Source organism: Sphingomonas sp. ABOLE (assembly GCF_003950455.1).
GTDB classification, from domain to species: Bacteria; Pseudomonadota; Alphaproteobacteria; order Sphingomonadales; family Sphingomonadaceae; genus Sphingomonas; species Sphingomonas trueperi.
The window spans coordinates 1-19,107 of record NZ_QQWY01000024.1; the positions used below are offsets into that span (position 1 = coordinate 1).

Here is a 19,107-nt window from a genome sequence, read left to right on the forward strand (position 1 = left end):
GATGCTCACATCCGGATCGATGACCGTCGGCCGCATCCGCGGACCGCCCGGTCCGGCGACGTCGAGATCAAGAGCAGGCAAGGTTTCAACCGAGGTGTTCATGGCGTGATACTCCCCTGTCGGTGACGGGTGCGGCACCTGCCGCACCCGCACCTGGTTCAGTCGGTGACAGCGATGACGATGCCGATCGCGATGCCCGCGATGATCTGCCCGGCAACGACCGGAGTGTGCTTCGACGAGTTGGGTGCCCCGACTTCGAGATCGAGCGTGGGCAGGTTCTGCGTGCGTACCATGGTGTTTTCCCCTTTTTGCTGGCGATCAGAAGATCGCGCCGATGACCGATGCAATGCCGGCGGTCAGGCTGCAGAGCACAGCCTCGCCACGCTGCTCGACGAGCATTCCGGCTTCGAGTTCGAGAGAAGGGAGCGTGTTGACGTGATAAATGGCCATACGTTTCTCCATTTACTGAGTAAGACTTGCTTACAAGACGTCGATTTCAGGTCGACTTGGAGAATTTCCTACACTCTTCATTTGAGGTCAATTATCAGCTAAGACAGTTATTCCCAAAGTGAGAAAGTATAGATGCATGCATTTCGGATAGTTCTTCCGAATCCGCGAAATTTACCCCCGATATCCGGAGAAAATATTCTTCAAGAGCCGCCTTCATGTGCTGGCTGAGCGATATCCAGGTACGTCGGCCGTCCTGCGCGTCCGCAACGCCTTCCAGCACGCCGGACGCAATCAGATTGGCGACGCAGCGGGCACCCGTGCTGCGGGACACGCCGGCGATGAACGCGACATCGCAGATCGACACGCGCAGGCCCTTGCGTTCCGAAAGATAGAGGTCGAGCAGGATGTCCCAGTTCGGCTCGGCCAGCCGGATACCTGTGAGGATCCGATGCCGAAGCGTTCGGGACCGGACGATGTCCGCCGCGACTCGCCGGCACAAATCCGCCCGCGCGGCTGCGTCGAGGCCACCCTGTGGGGCCGATACGCTCATCGAGACATTGGTGGGTAGCGACGGGTCGATGTGCATGGGGACGCCCTCCTAATGTGCGGTTCGCGTGATCCAGTGCCGGCCGGCATTGATGGCGGCGCACTGCCGGGCCGCCATGCGCGCGACAAACGGCGCCGATCGGCGGGCAGCTTGCGCAAAGACCTCGATCCGTGCGTCGATCGACGGGCAGGTCGAGGCGAGCGCGGTCAGCGCGGCGAACTGGATCCGTTCGCTAGGATGATAGGCGGCGTAGGTCTCCACCAGATCCCGGGCGTTCTCCCCACCGATCTGGCTGCAGATCGCCAGCAGCGGCTCGATCGCGGTTTCCGTCAGATTCTCGGAGATGACGCCGTTCGAAACGTCAAAGCCATATTGGTCGCGGTAGCCGATATGCGGCGCACGCTCCATGATGTTGAGCGACACCGAGAGCGCATCGGCGGGCAATTGGGCATGAATGTCGCGATGCGCCCGGTACAGCAGCACCTTGCCCCGCGACAGGCGAGACCGCTCGACAAAACGCAGGTCGACCGCATCCCCCACCGCACCGACGCAGGCGTCATAGTCGAACTCGTAATAGTCGCTCCAATAGCCCGGTCCGGTGTATCCTACCGTCAGGAACGAGAAATTATGGTCGTGCGGCCTGTGGTAGAAGAAGGCCTCGGGACCGTTTTCCTGCAGGACCGGGTCCGTCTCGGCGGGCCAGAAATTGGCGCGCACGATGAAATTCCTGCCGGCATGGAGCATCACGACCTGCGGGCCATAGGCGTTGCGCACGCTCTGGCTGCGGCAGCGGTCTTTCAGCTCGGCGACGATGATGTCCGCCAGAAAGTCGCGATTGGCCGCTAGGTCGGCGAGCGCCGGGCCGAACGACGCGAAGCAGGCTTCGTCGCGTGCGTCGAATCGTCCGGTCTCCACGATATCGACAAGATCGCCGAGCCCGATCGCCTTGGGATCGTTCGCCGCGATCACGCGTGGCATGGTGTTGCTCCCGCTGCCTGATCGGCCAACATCGAGATCGCGCCGCGGGCCGCATCGCGTATTTCCGGATGCGGGTCGCCGCGTTCCATCGCGCGCAATCGCTCCATCGCGCGCCCGGCGTCCACGCCCAGCAATTCGCGGGTCGCGTGCCAGCGAAGATAGAAGGCGTCGTCATGGGTATAGCGCTCGAGAACATCGGCATCGCCGGCCCTGCCGAGCATGGAGAGGAACGACAGCAGCATCTGGCTGCGCGACGCGCCGTCGTTGGTGCTGCTCGCCCCCACCGCCAACAGGCTCTGCGCGTCATATTCGACGAGCAACGGGGCCCGGTCGACGCGGATATCGGCTTGCAGCACGACGATGTCGGAGACTGCGTGGCTGATCACATAGCTTTGTGTTCGGCCATCGGTCGTCAGGATCTCCCCGTCCTTGATCGCGCGGAAGCCTGCAGGCGCGCAACGATGGCCGTCCGCCAGGCTGAACAGGGAATCCGGCGCCGCCGCCGACCAGAGCTGAAGCAGCGCGCCGCCGCCCTTCAGAAATTTCTGCAGGGTAAGGACCCCGGTGAAAATGATTGCCCCGGGGCCGCGCCGGTGCGTCTTCTTCGCGGCGAGTGCATCGATGGAGAGCACGTTGAGCGTCAGCGTGACGCAGTCATGGCTGAAGAGAACCAGCCCGCGCTGGTGCTTATTGCCGTTCGCCACCAGCGGCAGATCGAAGAAGGGGTCGGCGGCGGCGGTCTGCGCCATCCGCTCGATCCAGCACGTCAGCCAGCCGGTTTCCGCGAAGAGGTTTTCAACCAGCGCGCGTACGGCTGTCCCGCTCCGCTCGGTCAGCCCATCCAATGCATCGTGCAAGCCAGCCAGCGCCGGCTGTACGCGCCAATGCAACGCGGGATGGTCCGTCCGGGACTGCGTTCCGGCCAGATACGCCTGAAGGTCTGGGCGAGGAATCATGGGTGCTCCTGCGCGGACGGCGCGATTCTCCTATCGCCGCGGACTCTCGGACCGCGGCGATGGTGGTGGTGCGATGATGTGGCGATGTCGTCATGCCGCCGCTGCGGCAGAAGCATGACGGGCGACGATCAGTTGGCTACGACGACCCCCAGGAAGACGGCAAGACATGCGACCCCGCCGACTTCCTCCCGAACGACGTTTCCGCAGAAGCCGACCCGCGTCTTCAGCGACAGTTTGCTGTGATCGATCTTGTTCATGACTGCTCCCCCAAATGTGCCGGCGATGCGGCGATCCTTCCCCATATCCGTGATGCGTACAGGTTCGCTGCCCGTCACGCGCCATGAAGGCGCGACGGCGAACAATCCCGACCGAACCGACGGGACAACCATGTCAGTTGTCAGGAGTATAGTCTTCGCGCAGCGGAAAACCTGTCGCAACTTCTGAAAAAAATTTGCGGCCGATTCTCGCGATTACTGGCCCAGCGTGAATCGATCCAGGGCGGCCTCCTGCCGATACTCGGCAAGCGAGCTGGTCAATCTCCGCACGATATGACGCTGCCGGTTAAGTCGCACGATCAGATAGGCGACCGTGACGAACATCGCGCCCAGCCCCAGCAGCGTGGGCCAGGTCCACAGATGGTCGACAAAATGACCGAAGGGCTCCCCGTTTTCACTCTGCCGCAGCGAGGAAAACACCATGCCGAATAAGCTCAGTGGCCCGAACAAGATTAGGTCGAAGATGGTGCGGCGAATGCGCGCACGGTGGCGAACGATCTGCCCTTCGACGAATTGCTGGCGTTCGCGCTGGTCCGCACCCCACTCGACCCGCCGCAGACGATAATGGGTGTAGGTCGACCACAACACGAACGCGATGATCGCCGCCGCGACGATCAGCATCCCCAGCGAGAATTTCCGCCAGGCAGCGAACGAGACGGCCGCGATCAGCAGGGTGGCGACGAGCATTTCCGCCCGCTCGATCCAGCGCGCCCGGCGAACCGCACGCTGCGACAGGGCCATCACCACACCGGTGGAATGCGAATCTTCCTGCTGCCACAGCTGCGCAAGGTCGTCGAAGTCAGCCTGCATGGGTGCTCCCCATCTGCTCGATCAGCGACGCCTTGGCGCGCTGGCAGCGAAGCATGGCTGCGTTGGTCGTGATGCCGAGGGTGTCGGCGATTTCGGCGAACGAGAATCCCTCCAGCATCAGCGTCGCCGTTTCACGTTGGGCTGCACTGAGCATTCGCACCGCCGCCAGCAGGCGTGACCTGCGGTCCGACGCGATCGCCGCCTCGTCGGGTTGCGGGCCGCCCGCGGGGACCTCTTCGCCCAACTCCTCAGTCGCCGGGAGGCGCCGTTGACGCGAGACATGCGTGACCGCACGTTTTTGGGCGATGCTAGCAACATAGGTCTTTACGGAGGACTGGCCCCGAAAGGATGGCAGGGCTCGCCAGATGGCCAAGATCATCTCCTGCTTCAAGTCTTCGCGCTGACTGGGATCTAATTCATAAGCCAACGCAATGCGCGAGAGCAGCCCCGAATATGTTCGAATCACCTGCTCGAAGCTGAGGCCATCTTCCGTCAAATGGTCACCGGCTCACAACATACATCGTCGCAGATATCCAACTACCCGACGGTATAGAACCCCGTCTTGCTTTTGACGTCAATGGCAAAGCCATATTGAAGTGCGGCGACGGTTAGGCTCAGATCTGGCATGGTGCTGCCTCGCTGGGCAGCCTCAGACTCGTAGATAGCCCATTTCGGCGTGAGCCTCCGTCACCGCATCCGTGCCGGATCGGCGTATGCGCTCGTGTCGCTGATCTGCGCCACGGCCAGCAATGGCAGGCCGCCATTCACCAGGTCGGTAATGGTACTGTGGCGGAGTGTATAGGCCGTCGTCCCGGATGGCAGCTCGGCAGCGATAACCGCCTCCGCAATCTGCCTCTCCCATGTTTCCTTGTCCCACGCCTTACCGTTGGCGCGCGCTAGCTGTTTGATCCCACAATGTGGTGGTACGATTGACCAGCATGCAGAGCGGGAGGAGCCATGGGCCAGGTTCTACACGGCAGCGCCCGAACGACGGAGGCAGTGCCGGTTTTCTGGGCGGAGCACAAAGTTACGTGGCCCTTGATGTCCAGCGGTATCGACCGTTGGCGCATTCTGCGGGCAGGAACGATCGCGCTCGTGGCCCGCTCCAGCAGCACTGCCCTGCGCCCTCCCACCGCCTTCGTCGGCGGGAGGGAGAAGGGATATGACGCTCAACCGTCCCCGACGCGCTCGATGTCCGCACCCACCGCCTGCAGCTTTTCCTCCAGCCGCTCGTATCCGCGGTCGAGGTGATACACCCGGTTGACCTGCGTCTCGCCTTCGGCCGCGAGGCCGGCGAGGATCAGGCTCATCGAGGCGCGCAGGTCGGTCGCCATCACCGGAGCGCCGGTGAGCTTCTTTACCCCGCGCACGATCGCGGTGCGGCCATGCACCTCGATGTCCGCGCCCATCCGGGCCAGCTCGGGCACGTGCATGTAGCGATTCTCGAAGATCGTCTCGGTGAGCGTGCTCGCTCCGTCCGCCTTGCACAGCATCGCCATGAACTGCGCCTGCATGTCGGTGGCGAAGCCCGGGAAGGGCGCGGTGTTGAGCGTCAGCGGATGAATGCCGTTCTCGGCGGCGATCCGGACGCCGTTCGCGGTTTCCTCGACCGTGATGCCGGCCTCGGCCAGCGCATCCAGCGTCGCCCGCATGTCCTCCGCCGAGGCACCGACCAGCTCGACGTCGCCGCCGGTGATCGCCGCCGCGCAGGCATAGCTGCCCGCCTCGATGCGATCGGGCATCACTGCATAGGTGGCGCCGTGCAGCCGATCACGACCGTCGACCTCCAGCGTCTCGGTGCCGATGCCGCGGATCACCGCGCCCATCGCGACGAGCAGGTTGCACAGATCGACGATTTCCGGCTCGCGCGCCGCGTTTTCGAGGACCGTGGTGCCGCGCGCGGTGGCCGCCGCCATCAGCGCATTCTCGGTCGCGCCGACCGAGACGACCGGGAAGCGGAAGCGCCCGCCCGCAATGCGGCCGCCGGGCGCCGTCGCCTTCACATAGCCGGCGCTGATCTCGATCTCGGCACCCATCGCCTCGAGCGCCTTGAGGTGGAGGTCGATCGGGCGGTTGCCGATCGCGCAGCCGCCGGGCAGCGACACCGTCGCCTCGCCCTCGCGGGCGAGCAACGGGCCCAGTACCAGGATCGAGGCGCGCATCTTGCGCACGATGTCATAGGGCGCGACCGTCGAGGTCAACCGGCTGGCGCGCACAGAGAGCACCCTTCCGAATTCGTTCGGGCGCGTGCCCTCTACCGAGGTGGACGCGCCGAGTTCATTCAGTAGATGTCCGAAGCTGTCGACATCTGCCAAGCGTGGCAGGTTGCGCAGCGTGAGCGGCTCGTCAGTGAGCAGCGCACACGGCATCAGAGTAAGGGCGGCGTTCTTCGCCCCGGAAATCGCGATCTTGCCGGCAAGTCGGTTGCCGCCACGGATGAGGATACGGTCCATGGCGAGCTTCTAGCCGCTCTGCGCGTCGGCGCAAGCGGCGGGCTGCCGGGTCGGCTTGATCGATTTTAATGCGCTGATTCCATTGCGCTGCTTTGCAGGGCGAACCGGGGGAAAGTGCAGAGCGTGTCATCCAGTTGTTTTGCCGATGTTTTGAGCGAGTTCATCCACCTCACGCCGAAGGAGCGCGAGGCGCTGGATGCGCTCGAGTTGCGCCAGCGCCATGTGCGCCGCGGAGCAATTTTACAGCGTGAGAACGAGCCTTGCGGGGAGTTGTTCATACTCCGCAAGGGCCTGATGATGAGCTATGTGCTGCTCGACGACGGCAGCCGGCAGATCCTCCGATTCCTGTTCCCGGGCGACATGCTCGGCATCTCCTCGGCGATTTATCACGAGGCGCCGGAGACGCTGTGTGCCCTTTCGGACACGGTGGTCTGCCCGTTCGACCGCGCGACCTTGTCCGCAATCATGCAGGAACATCCCAGGCTTTCGGCGATGATCCTCGTCTACAGCCAGATCGAGCGGGTGGCGCTGACCGATCGGCTCGCCGCACTGGGGCGGACCAGCGCCAAGGCCCGCGTCGCGGCGCTGCTGCTCGACCTGCGCAACCGGCTGCGCGCGACCGACAAGTCGATCGACCGCGCGTTCCCGCTCGGGCTGACCCAGGAGGAGATCGGCGATGCGACGGGGCTCACCGCGGTGCACGTCAACCGCATGCTCCGCCAGCTCGAGGAAGAAGGCATGATCGCGCGCGAAGGCGGCCGGGTGACCTTGCTCGATAGGGGCGCGCTGGCGGGGGCTGCGAACTACGTCAATCGCTACGAAGGGCTCGACCTGCGCTGGCTGCCGCCGGCGCGGTGATACGGCGTGCGGGGTGCTACGCCTTGCTTGCCCCTCCATCGTCATTCCCGCGAAGGCGGGAATCCATTTGCCAGGACGCTGGGGAAAGAACCGAAGAGTCAGCGCCGATGGATCCCCGCCTTCGCGGGGATGACGGATGTTGTGCATTTGGAGCTAGTACACCGCCGATCACGATGACGCGGCCGGAACGCCTACGCCTTCTCCAACGTGCACTGCAGCGGGTGCTGGTTCTGCCGGGCGAAGTCGATCACCTGCGAGACCTTGGTCTCGGCGACTTCGTAGCTGAACACCCCGCACACGCCCACGCCGCGCTGGTGGACGTGGAGCATCACCTGGGTCGCTTCCTCGATGTTCATCCGGAAGAAGCGCTGCAGCACCAGCACGACGAACTCCATCGGGGTATAGTCGTCGTTGAGCATCAACACCCGGTACGGGGTCGGCTTCTTGGTACGGGTGCGGGTGCGCGTGGCAATGCCGACCGCGTTGTCGTTACCGCGATCGTCCTGGTCGCCGTCCTCGGCCATCCGAATCTGTGTTGTACGAAGCTCGACCATAGGCATGGCAAAATATGTCGCAGCGCCCCCAAGGGCAAGGCATGGAGAGGCTTCATCGGCATTTTGTCGCCACGAAAAAGGGGCGATCGCCGCAGCGACCGCCCCCAAATCGTTCCAATCCGGGCCGACAACGCCGATCAGGCGGTGGTCTTCACCTTCTCGACCGCAACCGCGAAGCGGTTCGAGATCGGCTGCGCGGCGTCGCCGGCCAGCTTGATCATCGCTTCGGTGTGCTTCGAGGCTTCGGCGACATAGGAGTCGAACGCGCTGCGCATGTAATCGCTCTGCAGCTTGAAGAAGTCGGTCGGCGACTTGACCGAAGCGAGGTTCTTCATCGCGGCAGTCGCGCTCTCGAACGAGCGGCGGCTATAGTCGGCAGCTTCCTGGCCCAGGCTCTCGAAGCCCTTGGCGGCGATGCGGCCCGATTCGACCAGCGCCTCGATGTTGCCCTTGGCGAACTCGTTGGCCTCTTCGACCAGCTTGGTCGACTTCTCGACAGCGGCCTTGGCGCGCTCGTTCATGTCGGCGAATGCGCTGTGGGCCTGCGCGGTCGCGTTCTCGTAGGTGGTAGCCATGGTGGTCGTTTCCTTCGCGGTGCTGGTGGTGACCGCCGACGCGACGGTCTCTACGGCTTCGATCACCGGTTCGGCGACGGCCTCGGCCGTTTCCGCGGGGGCGGCGATCGTCTCTTCAACGTGGGTCTTCACTTCCTGCGGTGCAGCGGTCTCGACCGGCGCCGGTACCAGGGCCCCGACCGGGACGATCGTCTCGGCCAAGGGGGGTACGGGCGGCGGCGTCACCGCGGCAGCTTCGGCCAGAATCGCGGGCTTGGGAGCACCACGTGCCGCCGTTTTGGCGGCGGGTTTGGCCGTCGTCTTGGGTCCCTTGCTGGCCATGTGACTAGCTTCCCTGCCTATTGCTGCACCGCAGCATATAACGAGATGGCGCCAGATTTGCAAGGCGTCATTGTGCGCCGCACAAAAAGTTACAAACGACGCATTTTCACAACATTTTCTCACCGCATCTTAACATAATCGCCGGGGGCTTCCGCAACTGCACAAAGGTTCCCACCCCCAGGAACCCGTGCGCCGTTTGCCGCAACTTTGGCACCGCTCACCGCACGGAGCCAATCGAGCCAGTCTGGCCACCAACTTCCGGCATGTTCCGTCGCCTTTTCGAGAAAGGATTCCAGCGACTCGGCAGGACCTTGATTGGTCCAGTATTGGTATTTTTTAGCAGATGGGGGGTTTATTACACCTGCGATATGGCCGGAGCCGGCGAGCACGAACTTGTGCGGCCCACGAAAATACTCGGTCAACTTCCACACACTTTTGGCAGGCGCAATATGATCTTCGCGACCCGCCTGGATGTAGCTGGGCGTGGTGACCTTCGAAAGGTCGACCGGGGTGCCGCCGATGCGCAGCGCGCCTGGCGCGATCAGCTTGTTGTCGCGGTACAGGTCGGTGAGGTAGCTGAGATGCCAGCTCGCCGGCAGGTTCGTAACGTCCGAGTTCCAGTGGAGCAGGTCGAAAGGGGCATATTCCTGCCCCATCAGATAGTTGTTGGTGACGTAATTCCAGATCAGGTCGCGCCCGCGCAGCAGGTTGAAGGTCGCCGCCATGTAGCGCCCGTCGAGGAATCCATCGGCGCTCAGGCTGCGGATCATCGCCAGCTGGTCGTCGTCGATGAAGACGCGCAGGTCGCCCGCTTCGGTGAAGTCGACCTGGGCGGTGAAGAAGGTCGCACTCGCCACCTTCGCCGCCTGATCGCGCGCCGCGAGCACCGCCAGCGTTGCCGCCAGCGTCGTGCCGGCCACGCAATAGCCGATGGTATGGACGCTCTCGACCCCGAGCAGGTCGCGCACCGTGTCGATCGCGTCGATCTGGCCGCGCTCGACATAATCGTCCCACACCACGTCCTTCATGCTCGCATCGGCCGAGCGCCACGAAACGACGAACACGGTGATCCCCTGCTCCACCGCCCAGCGGATGAAGCTTTTCTCCGGCGTCAGGTCGAGGATGTAGAAGCGGTTGATCCAGGGCGGGAAGATGATCAGCGGGGTCTCCAGGACTTCGTCGGTCGTCGGCGAATACTGGATCAGCTCGTAGAGCGGGGTGCGCTTGATCACCTTGCCGGGCGTCATCGCCAGATTGCGACCGAGCTCGAACGCCCCCGCCGCGGTCTGCGTCATCTGTCCCTTGGCCATGTCCTGCAGCATGTGCTGCAAGCCCTTGAGCAGGCTCTCGCCCTTGGTCTCGACGATCTTCTCGATCACCTGCGGGTTGGTCGCGGGGAAGTTGGTCGGGCTGATCGCATCGATGAAGCCTTGCGTGGCGAAGCGGATCTGGTCCTTCTGCCGGCCGTCGACATGCTCCAGCGCCTCGACATTCTTGAGCAGGTGATCGGCGATGACGAAATAGCTCTGGCGGAGGAAATCGAAGATCGGCTCCTCGCGCCATTGCGGCGCCTTGAAGCGCCTGTCGCGCGCCTGTTCGGGCGATTCGACGAAGGGCTCGGCGTTGGCTGGGTCGAGGAAGCGCTGCCACAACTGCATCGTGTCCGCCCAGAAGTCGGCGCTGGCGCGCATCGCGGGCGTGGGATCGAGCAGCATGCCGAAGGGCGGCGCGGCAGGCACATGCTCCATCAGGTCCAGCCCATGCTCCAACATCATCTGCTGCGCCCGGCCCAGCACCCAGGTCCAGTGCTGCAGGTCTTCGAGGCGCGGCAGGGTCGGCGTGAGCGTGTCGGGCATTCGATCCTCTCCTTTGCCCCGCCTTAGCGCAGGCAATGCAATGCGTCATTCCCGACTTGGTTATTATGGCGTAGAATGACCGCACGACACAATTTTGTGTCGCATGCCAGAACCCTTGAAAGTCGAGGAAATGTCCGAAGAATTCTACCGCATCAAGCGCTTGCCCCCCTATGTCATCGCCGAAGTGAACGCGATGCGGGCGGCGGCACGCGCGGGCGGAGAGGACATCATCGATCTCGGCATGGGCAACCCCGACCTGCCGCCGCCCGACCATGTGATCGAGAAGCTCTGCGAAGTGGCGCGCAAGCCCGACGCGCATGGCTATTCGCAGTCGAAGGGCATTCCGGGCCTGCGCCGCGCCCAGGCGAACTATTATGGCCGCCGCTTCGGCGTGGAACTCGATCCCGAGACCGAAGTCGTGGTGACGATGGGCTCCAAGGAGGGCCTGGCCAGCCTCGCCACCGCGATCACCGCGCCGGGCGACGTGGTGCTGGCGCCGAACCCGAGCTACCCGATCCATACCTTCGGCTTCATCATCGCGGGTGCCACGATCCGCGCGGTGCCGACCACGCCCGACGACGCCTATTTCGAAAGCCTCGAGCGCGCCATGAACTTCACCGTGCCGCGCCCGTCGATTCTCGTCGTCAACTATCCGTCGAACCCGACGGCGGAGACGGTGGACCTCGCCTTCTACGAACGCCTCGTCGCCTGGGCGCGCGAGAACCAGGTTTGGATCCTCTCCGACCTCGCCTATTCGGAGCTGTATTTCGATGGCAAGCCGACGCCGTCGATCCTCCAGGTCAAGGGCGCCAAGGACGTCGCGGTCGAGTTCACCTCGCTCAGCAAGACCTATTCGATGGCCGGCTGGCGGATCGGCTTCGCGGTGGGGAACAAGCAGCTGATCGCGGCGATGTCGCGGGTAAAGTCGTATCTAGACTACGGCGCCTTCACGCCGATTCAGGCCGCCGCCTGCGCCGCGCTCAACGGCCCGCAGGACATCGTCGAGAAGAACCGCCTGCTCTACCACAAGCGCCGCGACGTGATGGTGGAGGCCTTCGCCCGCGCCGGCTGGGAGATCCCTTCCCCCCGCGCCTCGATGTTCGCCTGGGCGCCGCTGCCGCCGGCGCTGGCGCATCTCGGCAGCCTGGAGTTCTCTAAGCAACTGCTCACCCATGCCAAGGTCGCGGTGGCGCCGGGCGTGGGCTATGGCGAAAATGGTGAGGGCTATGTCCGCATCGCGATGGTGGAGAACGAACAGCGCCTCCGCCAGGCGGCGCGCAACGTGAAAAAGTATCTCCAGTCGATGGGGGTCAACACGCCGGCGGCGAACGCGGGGTGATGGCGGCGGCCAAATGGCCGTCTCAGCAAAATGACCTGGTGAAGTCCTGCAGCTGCAAAAGCGAGGCCTCGCGCACCACAACCGTCATCCCGGCGAAAGCCGGGATCCATTGAGGCCTCCCGCTAGGCTCCATCCCCGGCGTTCTGGCAAATGGATCCCGGCTTCCGCCGGGATGACAATCCTGTTCAAAGACGGCACGCCCACATGTGCACCCCGCACTTGCGAACCTTGCCCCAATCGGGGCAAAGCGCGCCCCCATGTCCCGCCCCGGCTTTCCCTTCTCCACCCGCTTCCGCGTCCGCTATTCCGAGATCGACGGGCAGAAGATCGTCTTCAACTCGCGCTATCTCGAATATGCCGATGTCGGGCTCACCGAATTCTGGCGCTGGGCGGATCTCGCCAGGCTTGGGCCCGAATGGATGGAGGCGGAGTTCAACGTCGTCCGCGCGCAGGTCGAGTATAAGCGCCCGTTCCGCTTCGACGACCTGGTGGAGGTGTTCGTCCGCGTCGAGCGGCTGGGCAACAGCAGCATGACGATGCGCGCCGACCTCTGCCATGCGGAGACCGGCGACCTCCACGCCGAGGTGGAACTGGTCAGCGTCCATCTCGATCTGGACACGCGCCGCCCGAAGCCGATCCCGGAGGCGGTACGCGCCGCGCTGCTGGCGATCGGCGCCTAGACGACCACGTCGGCGAAGGCGCCGCCCTGGGCCCGGCCCAGCTTGCGGCGCATCTCGTCCTCGATTTCCCTCCGGATCGCGGCCTGCTTTTCGGGGGCAAGCTGGTCGAACTGTTCCTGCGTCAGGTTGTAGCGCTTGAGCACGGCTTCCTTGGTGCGCTCGGCCGGGCTCTTGCGGGCTTCGCGAAGAAAGGCTTCGGCGGTCTCGTCGACGGGGCCGCTCGTGCTGCCGTGGGTCGCAGCGATTACCGCCACGCCCCGCACGCCGTTGATCCCCACCGTCGAAATGCTGAACGTCATGCGCAAATTTCCCTGATGCACGGGCGCATTATAGAAGCATTTACGCTTCGGCGGCGCGCAAGGGGCAGACTTACTCCGCCGCGCGGGCTTCTTCCGCCTCCTCGGGAAGCGCCCAGAGCAGGTCGCCCTTGCCCAGCACCCGGCCGTCCTGCGCCTGCACCGTCACCGGCGCGATCGGCTTGCCGTCGCGGGCATCGACGAGGATCGGCGAGGCCGGCACGCCGGTCTCCCAGCGCTCGCCCCATTGGCGCAGCGCCACCATCGTCGGCAGCAGCGCGTGCCCCTTGTCGGTCAGCCGATACTCCACCTTGCGGCGATCGTCGGCACAAGGCTGCCGGGCAAGGATGCCGTGCTCGACCAGCCGCGCCAGCCGATTGGCGAGGATGTTGCGGGCGATGCCCAGTTCGCTCTGGAATTCCTCGAAGTGGCGCAGGCCGTTGAACGCGCCGCGCAGGATCAGGAACGACCAGCGTTCGCCCATCGCCTCCAGCGCGGCTGGCAGGCTGCATTCCCGCGCCATGGCCCGCAGCGTCTCTCGAACGGCTCCACCCATGGGGTCACCCTATCGCAAAAATGGGGGGTGGGAAACCGGCGCGGCGCAGCCCTTCAGCCACAGCCTCGCAGCTAAGCCGCGATTGCAGCTTCAAATCGGTTGCAAAAAGCGGGCCAGTGACGCCATCTAGAAGGCGTGCTGCGTCAGTATGAACTTGTAGACCGGGTCCTCTCCTACGACCCCGAAGCCGATGAGGCATTGCTCAACCGGGCCTATGTCTTTTCGGTCAACGCCCATGGCACCCAGAAACGGGCCTCGGGCGACCCCTATTTCAGCCACCCGATCGAGGTGGCCGGCATCCTCACTGACCTGCATCTCGACGACGAGACGATCGCGACGGCGATCCTCCACGACACGATCGAGGACACGGTGGCGACGCCGGAGGAGATCCAGCGGCTGTTCGGGCCCAACGTCGCCCGCATGGTCGACGGCGTCACCAAGCTCTCCAAGATCGAGGCGCAGACCGAAAGCGAGCGCGCGGCGGAAAACCTCCGCAAGTTCCTGCTCGCGATGTCCGACGACATCCGCGTGCTGCTGGTCAAGCTCGCCGATCGGCTGCACAACATGCGTACGCTCCACTTCATCAAGAAGGAGGAGAAGCGCCGCCGCATCGCCCGCGAGACGATGGACATCTATGCCCCGCTCGCCGAGCGGATCGGCATGTACGAGTTCATGAAGGAGATGCAGACGCTCGCCTTCCGCCAGCTCGAACCAGAAGCCTATGAATCGATCACCCGGCGGCTGGAGAGTTTCCGCGTCGAGGGCGAGGACCGGGTGCTCAAGATCGCGTCGGGCCTCAAGCTGCTGCTGGGGCGCGGCGGCATCGAGGCGGACGTGACAGGGCGCGAGAAGCATCCCTACTCGATCTGGAAGAAGATGTCCGAGCGCCATGTCAGCCTCGAGCAGCTGTCCGACATCATGGCCTTCCGCGCGATCGTCGATACCGAGGAGGAGTGTTACCGCGCGCTGGGGGTGATCCACCGCCGCTGGCCGATGGTGCCGGGCCGGTTCAAGGATTACATCTCGACGCCGAAACGCAACGGCTATCGCTCGCTCCACACCACGATCATGCACGCCGGCGACACCCGCGTCGAAGTGCAGATCCGTACCCGCGACATGCACGCCCAGGCCGAATTCGGCCTCGCCGCGCACTGGGCCTACAAGCAGAGCGCGGTCCGCCCCGACACCCAGGTCAGCTGGATCCGCGACCTGATCGAGATCCTCGAACATGCCGAGAGCCCCGAAGAGCTGCTCGAACATACCCGCATGGCGATGTACCAGGATCGCATCTTCGCCTTCACCCCCAAGGGCGAGCTGATCCAGCTGCCCAAGGGCGCGACCCCGATCGATTTCGCCTATGCGGTCCACACCGATCTCGGCGACCAGGCCGTGGGCGCCAAGATCAACGGCAAGGTGGTGCCGCTGCGCACCGAGATCGAGCAGGGCGACCAGGTGCAGATCCTGCGTTCCAAGGCGCAGGAGCCGCAGCCCAACTGGCTCAACTTCGCGATCACCGGCAAGGCCCGCGCCGCGATCCGCCGCCACCTCCGCCACAAGGAGCGCGACGAGACGATCCGGCTGGGCCGCAAGCTCTACGAGGACATCGTCGCCCGCCTGCCCGTCGCCCCCGGTGAAGGCGCGCTCGGCGAGGCGCTCAAGCGGCTGAAGCTCGCCGATGCGGAATCGCTGATGGAGGCGATCGCCCGCCGCAGCCTTACCGACCGGCAGGTGATGGAAGCGGTGATGCCGGGCTCGGCCAGCGGCGAGGACGACCAGCTGCCGCCGCAGCACCATGCCATCGACATCAAGGGCCTCACCCCCGGCGTCGCCTTCACCTATGCCGAGGATTGCTGCCCGGTGCCCGGCGACCGCATTCTGGGCGTGCGCAAGCCCGACCAGCCGATCATCGTCCACCGTATCGATTGCCCGAGCCTCGCCGATGTCGAGGAAGCCGATTGGGTCGACCTGACCTGGGGCGACAAGGCCGATGGCGGCGTCGCCGAGATCGCAGTGACGCTGAAGAACGAGCCCGGCGCGCTGGGCACCGTCGCGACTCTGATCGGCCAGCACAAGGCCAACATCCTGGGGCTACGGCTGGATAACCGCGACACGACCTTCCACACCAACACGATCGACCTCGAAGTGCGCAACGCGGCGCATCTGATGAAGCTGCTCGCGGCGCTGCGCGCGGCGGACGCGGTGAGTTCGGCCGAGCGGGTGTGACGGATTGCCCTATCCTCCCCCCGCCAGGGGGAGGAAACGCTGTGGACCTTGCCTAGATTCGCGGTACGCTGCCCCCAGCAAACACAGCATTTGGGGGAAAAGCCTTGGATCGTCGTACCTTCCTCGCTTCGTCGAGCACCGCTACCCTGGCCGCGCTGCTCCCCGCCGCGGCCCGCGCCGCCATGGCTGGCACCCGCGATGCCGAGATCAACGCCGTCTACAACCAGATCGTCGCCGAGCGTATCCAGCGCTCGCCGGAGTTCGCCACCTCGCTCGGCTTCGACAAGGGCCCCAACGCCGCGCTCAAGCACAAGCTGAGCGACGACAGCCCTGCCGCCAAGGCCCGCAACCTCGCCGATACCAAGGCGGCGATTGCGAAGATCGAGGCGTTCGATCCAGCCACCCTGTCCGAGGGGGCGCAGCTCGATCGCGAAGTGGTGCTCTACTCGCTGCGCAGCGCCACCGTCTCGCAGGACAGGTTCCAGATCGACTCGGTCGGCCGCCCCTTCCCGATCACTCAGCAGGGCGGCGCCTATTTCTCGACGCCCGATTTCCTCAACTCCAGCCACACGATCGTCACCCAGGACGATGCCGAGGCCTATCTGGATCGTCTCGATGCCTTTGCCGGCGCGCTCGACCAGGACACCGCGGACCAGAAGGAAGCCGCGGGACGCGGGCTGATCGCGCCGGTCTTCTGCCTCGAGCTGACGCTCGCCCAGATAGCCAAGCTGCGCCAGGCCGATCCGGCCGCGAACACCCTCACCCAGTCGCTGGTCCGCCGCGCCGCCGCCAAGCAGCTCCAGGGCGACTGGCAGGGTCGCGCCGCGAAGATCGTTGGCGAGAAGGTGTATCCCGCGCTCGATCGCCAATACGCGCTGATCAAGGACCTCCACGCCAAGGGCCGCCCCTCCGCCGGCTTGTGGGACGTGCCGCGCGGACAGGAAATCTACGCGGCCGCACTGGAGCAATGGACGACCACCAGCTTCACGCCCGATCAGGTCCACAAGATGGGGCTGGAGCAGGTCGCGGAGATCAGCGCCAAGCTCGATGCGCTGCTGAAGGCGCAAGGGCTGACGAAGGGCAGCGTGGGCGAAAGGCTGACCGCGCTCAACGAGCGCCCCGACCAGCTCTATCCGGACACCGCCGAGGGGCGGACGGCGCTGATCGCGGGGCTCAACGCCAGCGTGCAGGAAGTCGCGGCATTGCTGCCCAAGGCGTTCCTCAACCCCAACAAGGCGCCGCTGGAGATCCGCGCGGTGCCGGTGGAGATCCAGGACGGCGCGTCGAACGGCTATTACACCCGCGCCGCGCTCGATGGGTCGCGCCCCGCCATCTACTGGATCAACCTGAAGAGCGTCGCCGACTGGCCGAAATACTCGCTGCCCGCGCTGACCTTCCACGAAGGCCTGCCCGGCCACCATCTCCAGATCAGCACCGCGCAGGCGGCGGAAGGCCCGCTGATCCGCAAGTTCGGCTTCTTCAGCGCCTATACCGAAGGCTGGGCGCTCTATGCCGAGCAGCTGGCCGACGAGCTCGGCGCCTATCACGGGCCGCTGGAGCGCGCCGGCTATCTCCAGTCCTTTTTGTTCCGCGCAGTGCGGCTGGTGGTCGATACCGGCATTCACACCCAGCAATGGACCCGCGAGCGAGCGACCGATTACATCGTCCAGAACACCGGCTTCGCCCGGCCGCGTTCGCAGCGCGAGGTGGAGCGCTATTGCACGATGCCGGGCCAGGCCTGCGCCTACAAGCTCGGCCACATCGCCTGGACCCGCGCGCGCGCCAACGCCCAGAAGATCGCCGGCAACAAGTTCGATCTCCAGCAGTTTCATGAGGTGATCCGGCTGGGCGCGATGCCGCTCACCATGTTCGAACGGCTGGTGGAGGAACGCGCCAAGGCCATGGCCTGAGGCTTGGAAGATCCTGCCCGGGAAGGCAGGATCTTCCCACCTGCCCCAGCCCCAGTATGGTTGCGGCGACCGGAACCGCCCGCCACAAGGGCGGTTGCCTTTCCCGTGTCCGTGAGCCCGCCATGTTCAAACTGCCCCGCACCGCTACCGCGCCCTTCTGTCCCTCCGAGGTCCGCGGCAGCGTGAGCGTGCCCGTGGGCCTGTCGCCGCTGGCCAAGCTGCTGCGCTATATGGGGCCGGGGCTGCTGGTCTCGGTCGGCTATATCGATCCGGGCAACTGGGCGACCGATATCGAGGCGGGCTCGCGGTACGGCTATGGCCTGCTGTTCGTCATCCTCGCCTCCAGCGCGGCCGCGATGGTGCTGCAGTCGCTGTGCGCGCGGCTGGGCATCGCCACCGGCCGCGACCTCGCCCGGCTGGTGCGCGACCGCTATTCGCCGGGGGTCGCCAAGTTCCTCTGGGTGTTCGCCGAGCTCGCGATCATCGCGACGGACGTCGCCGAAGTGCTGGGCAGCGCGCTCGCCTTCCAGCTGCTGCTCGGCATTCCGCTATGGATCGGCGTGCTGATCACCGCGCTCGACGTGGTGATCGTGCTCAGCCTCAAGGGACAGGGCTTCCGCCAGATGGAGGCGATCATGCTCGGGCTGGTCGGCACGGTAGCGGCGTGTTTCGTGGTGCAGCTGTTCCTCTCGCCGCCCGATGGCGCCGCGGTGCTGGCAGGCATGATCCCCGATCCGGCGCGGCTGACGGACCCGCATGCGCTCTACCTCGCGATCGGCATCCTCGGCGCGACGGTGATGCCGCACAATCTCTATTTGCACAGCTCGGTGGTGCAGACCCGCGTCTCGGGCACCGACGAGGCCAGTCGCAGCGAGGCGGTGCGCTACGCCCAATTCGACATCATCGCCGCCCTGCTCGCCGCCACCTTCGTCAACGCAGCGATCCTGATCGTCGCCGCCTCCGCCTTCCACGCCAACGGCAATACCGGCGTGCGCGAGATCGAGGATGCCTATCGCCTGCTCGTCCCCGCCACCGGCGCCGCCATTGCCGCGCCGCTGTTCGGCATCGCATTGCTCGCCTCGGGGCAGAGCGCAACCTTTACCGGCACCATTGCCGGGCAGGTGATCCTGGAGGGGTTCCTCGACCTCAAGATCCCGTGCTGGGTCCGCCGGCTGATCACCCGCGGGCTGGCGCTGGTCCCGGCGCTGATCGGCGTGCTGCTGCTCGGCGACGGTGCGGTGGGTCGGCTGCTGGTGCTGACCCAGGTCGTGCTCTCCGCCGGGCTGCCCTTCGCGATGGCGCCGCTGCTGCTGCTCACCACCGACCGCAGCCTGATGGGCCGCTTCGCCAATCCCGCCTGGCTGCAGGCGATCGGCTGGCTGCTGTTCGCCGGAATCACCGGCGCAAACGTGTGGCTCGTCACCAGCCTGTTCGCCTGATGCGCGCCCGCTCGACGGGCCGTTCCGGCAG

The 19,107-nt window shown here is 65.2% G+C and carries 20 protein-coding genes; 6 read left to right on the plus strand and 14 right to left on the minus strand.

What is annotated here, in order from left to right; genetic code table 11:
• Positions 1 to 158 precede the first annotated feature (158 nt).
• The 9 genes from CA234_RS25235 to murA form a co-directional block, all read right to left on the minus strand.
• Complete coding sequence (locus CA234_RS25235) at positions 159 to 293, minus strand: hypothetical protein (RefSeq protein ID WP_277600099.1); 135 nt, start codon at positions 291 to 293, stop codon at positions 159 to 161.
• 25 nt (positions 294 to 318) lie between these two features.
• Positions 319 to 450, minus strand: coding sequence for a hypothetical protein (locus tag CA234_RS25240; protein ID WP_277600100.1), 132 nt, complete (start codon positions 448 to 450; stop codon positions 319 to 321).
• Positions 451 to 544: 94 nt separating this feature from the next.
• On the minus strand, positions 545 to 1,036 hold the full coding sequence (locus CA234_RS15110) for a helix-turn-helix domain-containing protein (protein WP_125974599.1): 492 nt from the start codon (positions 1,034 to 1,036) through the stop codon (positions 545 to 547).
• 12 nt (positions 1,037 to 1,048) lie between these two features.
• Positions 1,049 to 1,975, minus strand: coding sequence for a transposase (locus tag CA234_RS15115; protein WP_126002098.1), 927 nt, complete (start codon positions 1,973 to 1,975; stop codon positions 1,049 to 1,051).
• The gene (locus CA234_RS15120; protein WP_126002099.1) at positions 1,963 to 2,931 is read right to left on the minus strand and encodes a hypothetical protein; all 969 of its coding nucleotides are present in this window, start codon (positions 2,929 to 2,931) and stop codon (positions 1,963 to 1,965) included. The genes CA234_RS15115 and CA234_RS15120 overlap by 13 nt, the downstream gene beginning before the upstream one ends.
• 128 nt (positions 2,932 to 3,059) lie before the next feature.
• Positions 3,060 to 3,188, minus strand: a complete 129-nt coding sequence (locus CA234_RS25245; RefSeq protein WP_277600101.1) for a hypothetical protein — start codon at positions 3,186 to 3,188, stop codon at positions 3,060 to 3,062.
• A gap of 213 nt (positions 3,189 to 3,401) precedes the next feature.
• Complete coding sequence (locus CA234_RS15125) at positions 3,402 to 4,016, minus strand: hypothetical protein (RefSeq protein ID WP_125974605.1); 615 nt, start codon at positions 4,014 to 4,016, stop codon at positions 3,402 to 3,404.
• On the minus strand, positions 4,006 to 4,512 hold the full coding sequence (locus CA234_RS15130; protein WP_125974607.1) for a sigma-70 family RNA polymerase sigma factor: 507 nt from the start codon (positions 4,510 to 4,512) through the stop codon (positions 4,006 to 4,008). The genes CA234_RS15125 and CA234_RS15130 overlap by 11 nt, the downstream gene beginning before the upstream one ends.
• A 673-nt stretch (positions 4,513 to 5,185) precedes the next feature.
• Positions 5,186 to 6,469 (minus strand): UDP-N-acetylglucosamine 1-carboxyvinyltransferase, encoded by a 1,284-nt coding sequence (gene murA / locus CA234_RS15140; protein WP_126002100.1) that lies wholly within the window; start codon positions 6,467 to 6,469, stop codon positions 5,186 to 5,188.
• 150 nt (positions 6,470 to 6,619) lie between these two features.
• On the opposite strand from murA, the gene CA234_RS15145 reads away from it, so the two are divergent.
• On the plus strand, positions 6,620 to 7,327 hold the full coding sequence (locus CA234_RS15145) for a Crp/Fnr family transcriptional regulator (RefSeq protein ID WP_125974611.1): 708 nt from the start codon (positions 6,620 to 6,622) through the stop codon (positions 7,325 to 7,327).
• Positions 7,328 to 7,518: 191 nt separating this feature from the next.
• Here CA234_RS15145 and clpS read toward each other — a convergent pair whose 3' ends face one another.
• The 3 genes from clpS to phaC form a co-directional block, all read right to left on the minus strand.
• Positions 7,519 to 7,851 (minus strand): ATP-dependent Clp protease adapter ClpS, encoded by a 333-nt coding sequence (clpS, locus tag CA234_RS15150; protein ID WP_064310916.1) that lies wholly within the window; start codon positions 7,849 to 7,851, stop codon positions 7,519 to 7,521.
• A 167-nt stretch (positions 7,852 to 8,018) separates the two neighbouring features.
• Complete coding sequence (gene phaP / locus CA234_RS15155; protein WP_125974613.1) at positions 8,019 to 8,777, minus strand: phasin family protein; 759 nt, start codon at positions 8,775 to 8,777, stop codon at positions 8,019 to 8,021.
• Positions 8,778 to 8,896: 119 nt separating this feature from the next.
• Entirely contained in the window at positions 8,897 to 10,633 is a 1,737-nt protein-coding gene (gene phaC, locus CA234_RS15160; protein ID WP_125974615.1) for a class I poly(R)-hydroxyalkanoic acid synthase, read from the minus strand.
• Between the two features lie 130 nt (positions 10,634 to 10,763).
• Between phaC and CA234_RS15165 the strand changes: the two genes are divergently transcribed.
• Together CA234_RS15165 and CA234_RS15170 are read left to right on the plus strand one after the other, a co-directional pair.
• On the plus strand, positions 10,764 to 11,972 hold the full coding sequence (locus CA234_RS15165; RefSeq protein ID WP_125974722.1) for an LL-diaminopimelate aminotransferase: 1,209 nt from the start codon (positions 10,764 to 10,766) through the stop codon (positions 11,970 to 11,972).
• 257 nt (positions 11,973 to 12,229) lie between these two features.
• Positions 12,230 to 12,652: a thioesterase family protein gene (locus tag CA234_RS15170; RefSeq protein WP_125974617.1), complete on the plus strand. Its 423-nt coding sequence runs from the start codon at positions 12,230 to 12,232 to the stop codon at positions 12,650 to 12,652.
• Here CA234_RS15170 and CA234_RS15175 read toward each other — a convergent pair.
• Entirely contained in the window at positions 12,649 to 12,951 is a 303-nt protein-coding gene (locus CA234_RS15175) for a hypothetical protein (RefSeq protein WP_126002101.1), read from the minus strand. The genes CA234_RS15170 and CA234_RS15175 overlap by 4 nt on opposite strands.
• Positions 12,952 to 13,021: 70 nt before the next feature.
• Entirely contained in the window at positions 13,022 to 13,504 is a 483-nt protein-coding gene (locus tag CA234_RS15180) for a helix-turn-helix domain-containing protein (protein ID WP_125974621.1), read from the minus strand.
• Between the two features lie 135 nt (positions 13,505 to 13,639).
• Between CA234_RS15180 and CA234_RS15185 the strand changes: the two genes are divergently transcribed.
• From CA234_RS15185 to CA234_RS15195, 3 genes are all read left to right on the plus strand, one after another.
• On the plus strand, positions 13,640 to 15,727 hold the full coding sequence (locus CA234_RS15185; protein ID WP_125974623.1) for a bifunctional (p)ppGpp synthetase/guanosine-3',5'-bis(diphosphate) 3'-pyrophosphohydrolase: 2,088 nt from the start codon (positions 13,640 to 13,642) through the stop codon (positions 15,725 to 15,727).
• A 104-nt stretch (positions 15,728 to 15,831) separates the two neighbouring features.
• Positions 15,832 to 17,637, plus strand: coding sequence for a DUF885 family protein (locus CA234_RS15190; RefSeq protein WP_126002102.1), 1,806 nt, complete (start codon positions 15,832 to 15,834; stop codon positions 17,635 to 17,637).
• Between the two features lie 122 nt (positions 17,638 to 17,759).
• Positions 17,760 to 19,076 carry an Nramp family divalent metal transporter gene (locus tag CA234_RS15195; RefSeq protein WP_126002103.1) on the plus strand — a complete coding sequence of 439 codons (1,317 nt, stop codon included), beginning with the start codon at positions 17,760 to 17,762 and terminating at the stop codon, positions 19,074 to 19,076.
• The last annotated feature ends 31 nt before the right edge of the window (positions 19,077 to 19,107 follow it).

What these genes read in the sequence shown, in the direction of transcription:
- CA234_RS15165 (WP_125974722.1), top strand. Translation starts at nt 10,764, where the DNA reads ATGTCCGAAGAATTCTACCGCATCAAGCGCTTGCCCCCCTATGTCATC.
- phaP (WP_125974613.1), bottom strand. Translation starts at nt 8,777, where the DNA reads ATGGCCAGCAAGGGACCCAAGACGACGGCCAAACCCGCCGCCAAAACG.
- CA234_RS15170 (WP_125974617.1), top strand. Translation starts at nt 12,230, where the DNA reads ATGTCCCGCCCCGGCTTTCCCTTCTCCACCCGCTTCCGCGTCCGCTAT.
- CA234_RS15110 (WP_125974599.1), bottom strand. Translation starts at nt 1,036, where the DNA reads ATGCACATCGACCCGTCGCTACCCACCAATGTCTCGATGAGCGTATCG.
- CA234_RS15115 (WP_126002098.1), bottom strand. Translation starts at nt 1,975, where the DNA reads ATGCCACGCGTGATCGCGGCGAACGATCCCAAGGCGATCGGGCTCGGC.
- CA234_RS15125 (WP_125974605.1), bottom strand. Translation starts at nt 4,016, where the DNA reads ATGCAGGCTGACTTCGACGACCTTGCGCAGCTGTGGCAGCAGGAAGAT.
- CA234_RS15175 (WP_126002101.1), bottom strand. Translation starts at nt 12,951, where the DNA reads ATGACGTTCAGCATTTCGACGGTGGGGATCAACGGCGTGCGGGGCGTG.
- CA234_RS25235 (WP_277600099.1), bottom strand. Translation starts at nt 293, where the DNA reads ATGGTACGCACGCAGAACCTGCCCACGCTCGATCTCGAAGTCGGGGCA.
- CA234_RS15120 (WP_126002099.1), bottom strand. Translation starts at nt 2,931, where the DNA reads ATGATTCCTCGCCCAGACCTTCAGGCGTATCTGGCCGGAACGCAGTCC.
- CA234_RS15180 (WP_125974621.1), bottom strand. Translation starts at nt 13,504, where the DNA reads ATGGGTGGAGCCGTTCGAGAGACGCTGCGGGCCATGGCGCGGGAATGC.
- phaC (WP_125974615.1), bottom strand. Translation starts at nt 10,633, where the DNA reads ATGCCCGACACGCTCACGCCGACCCTGCCGCGCCTCGAAGACCTGCAG.
- CA234_RS25245 (WP_277600101.1), bottom strand. Translation starts at nt 3,188, where the DNA reads ATGAACAAGATCGATCACAGCAAACTGTCGCTGAAGACGCGGGTCGGC.
- murA (WP_126002100.1), bottom strand. Translation starts at nt 6,469, where the DNA reads ATGGACCGTATCCTCATCCGTGGCGGCAACCGACTTGCCGGCAAGATC.
- clpS (WP_064310916.1), bottom strand. Translation starts at nt 7,851, where the DNA reads ATGGCCGAGGACGGCGACCAGGACGATCGCGGTAACGACAACGCGGTC.
- CA234_RS25240 (WP_277600100.1), bottom strand. Translation starts at nt 450, where the DNA reads ATGGCCATTTATCACGTCAACACGCTCCCTTCTCTCGAACTCGAAGCC.
- CA234_RS15195 (WP_126002103.1), top strand. Translation starts at nt 17,760, where the DNA reads ATGTTCAAACTGCCCCGCACCGCTACCGCGCCCTTCTGTCCCTCCGAG.